The sequence below is a fragment of the Paraburkholderia humisilvae genome (assembly GCF_902859855.1).
Classification (GTDB): Bacteria; Pseudomonadota; Gammaproteobacteria; order Burkholderiales; family Burkholderiaceae; genus Paraburkholderia; species Paraburkholderia humisilvae.
Genome location: NZ_CADIKH010000262.1, coordinates 1 through 2,416, shown reverse-complemented (window position 1 = coordinate 2,416; position 2,416 = coordinate 1). Strand labels below are relative to the sequence as shown.

The window sequence follows — 2,416 nt, the reverse complement described above, 5'->3', positions numbered from 1 at the left end:
CGTCGCTCGCAACAAGCTCAAAAGCGCTCAGCACCGACCTTCGATCATCGCCGCGTGCTGGATTCAGGCAACCTTGTGGTGACGTCATGATTTATGGAAAGGTCAATAAATTCAAATATCTGGAGGATATCGTGGTTGATCTCTTGAAAAGCAAAGGTTGTGAGGCCGGGGTTATTGAACACTCCGTAAACGTCCACACGGGGAAAGAACTCATTACGCTTCAGCTTCGCTATTGGCGTGCAATTCACAGTAGCCTGATGAGTCATCGAATTTTTAGTCTGAATGTCTCCTCTTCCAGAGGCTATACCTGTGTTCAGGGTTATAGAGCAGATACGGAACAACCTGGCGGGCCCTACTCACTGGGGATTAAATGAAAGCGGAATGCTGGCGGGCCAGGAAGTCGAGGATCTCCTGAGGGCCAAAACCCTGTGGAGGGAGGCCGCTGAAAACGCCATCACAGTTGCCGAAAAAATGATGGAATTGTGCCTCCACAAGCAGGTGGTGAACCGGATACTGGAACCGTTTTCCACCATCTCGGCAGTGGTAACTGCCACCGAGTGGTCCAACTGGTATGAGCTCCGCGACCACGAAGACGCCCAGCCAGAGATCAGAGATCTGGCCCAGGCAATGAGACAGGCCGTCTCCAGATCATCGCCTAGAGAAGTCGGGTCGGGCAAGCTGGATGATGCGCACACCTAGCACCTTCCTTATGTAACAGAACAAGAGCGCGAGGAGAACCCCGTTCCTGAATTATTGGCGAGATCGGCCTCCCGGTGTGCCCGGGTATCGTTTCTAACCCATGATCAGCAGTTTCCTGATGTCGAAAAAGATCGCTTGCTGTATCAGCGGCTCGCCGGATCTCGCCCTTGCACGCGTCGCCATTGGAGCATCAAGCTGTAGTGAACGCGTCTGATGTACCATCCCGAAATTTCTACGGCGGATGGATTCGCCATCGAGTTCTTCTTGAAGAGGCAGGATCGATTGAGACGCCGTCTATTCCGTGCCCGATCTCCAATAAACAGAATCCATATTGAATCTTCCAGCTCCGGTTGGCCCTGAATAGTGTTTGTTGTCTGGATCGCTTACCCCTTGGAGCCGATTCGATGAATAAGGCCTCGCTCTGCTGGCGGCCGGTTGTTCGGCATCGCCAGGCTTTTCTGCTTTACCTTGCAGCTTGAACCCGAAGGCCTGGTTGATGGCTGCGCGCGTGTTGGGCCGCAAGCCATGATGCCTGATACCCTCGTTGACTGCCTGTTCAAGCGCCGCAGGACGCGCACCCGCACCGCTGCCCGCGGGCACCAGTTGCGACCATGACTGTCCCTGCTCTTCCAGATGCACCAGGAACCACCTGACGCTGGAGCGGTATGCCTGAGCCAGTTCCTCGGGCAAGTCCTTCAGCAGATCGATGTGTTCGGGTAAAGTCGGCACGAACCGTGCCGGGGGCTTTAAGCGATGTGGTTCAGGCGCGCCACCCTTCAGACCCGGAGCATTCCGGGCCTGCTGCCACTGGCCATCCCGGTTTTCCAGACGGATCGTCCGCTCCCGTCCGCCGCCATGAGCATCCACCGGGTTCCATACCACATACCCGCCACTCGACGCGGCCTCGTCTTTGGCAACCCGGTACAGCTTCGCTCCGATCTGCGCGTAGTGCGCCAGCGTTTGCGGATCCTGCCATGTCCCGCCCTCCGAGCGACGCATCGCCACTGGCCGCTTATCCTCCGGTACCGGCGTGAGCCGTTCGAGCAGCTGCTGCATCTCCGCGCCTGAAGGAGCGGCTTCCTCGCGGGCCGCAACCAGCGCAAAGGGGTCGCCCACGCTGCCGTGTTCCCCGGCCTTGTCCGTCAGCATCAGTGCGCGGTCATCCATTCCCAGGTCTCTCAGCGCACCCAGACTGTGCTGCGCCTGCAGGCGTACGGCTGACGGCACTTCATGGTGGGAGAAGGTGCGGGAGGCAACTTTCCCGTCCGCCAGCGCTGAATGGCCCACGACACGGCTGCGCGTGAGCAGATGCCCCTCTCCTTCGGTCACGAAGTCCAGCCCCAGGCCCATCACGCCACCGACGGTCTCGGCCGTGTCGTTACTGGCCACCCCGTCCGCAATGATGTAGCCCGAACCCACGTACGGTACCAGCGTGATGAGCGCGGTTGCGGTTCGTTTGCTGTCTCCTGTCGCGGCGCCTTCGGCCGCGTTATATATATTGGAGATCACCGGCACCGAACTGACGATCTCCTGCGCGTCGCCATGGGCGATGCCTTCCCCGATGCCGATGATGTTCGAAATCACCGGCATGTTATCCAGCCAGTGCCGCAGGTCCGGGGACGATTGTCCGGGCGGCGCCTGGTACTGCGCGACCAGGTCACTGATCTCCTCGGCAACGGTGTCGGGCGTGACGGGCACGTCTTCCCGGCGCAGTGCC

General features: G+C 59.2%; 3 protein-coding genes. 2 read left to right on the top strand and 1 reads right to left on the bottom strand.

Going from position 1 to position 2,416, the window contains the following annotated elements; translation table 11 throughout:
• On the top strand, positions 1-374 hold a 374-nt coding region (locus tag HV796_RS43765), incomplete at its 5' end, for a hypothetical protein (RefSeq protein ID WP_425497121.1).
• A gap of 7 nt (positions 375-381) precedes the next feature.
• The gene (locus HV796_RS41695) at positions 382-699 is read left to right on the top strand and encodes an FAD-dependent thymidylate synthase (RefSeq protein WP_217478225.1); all 318 of its coding nucleotides are present in this window, start codon (positions 382-384) and stop codon (positions 697-699) included.
• Between the two features lie 294 nt (positions 700-993).
• On the opposite strand, the gene HV796_RS41690 is transcribed toward HV796_RS41695, so the two are convergent.
• The coding region (locus HV796_RS41690) for a hypothetical protein (protein ID WP_175233472.1) at positions 994-2,416 on the bottom strand (1,423 nt) is incomplete at its 5' end.

Bases quoted from the DNA above. Each gene is read 5' to 3' on its own strand.
- HV796_RS41695 (WP_217478225.1), top strand. From the start codon at position 382: ATGCTGGCGGGCCAGGAAGTCGAGGATCTCCTGAGGGCCAAAACCCTG.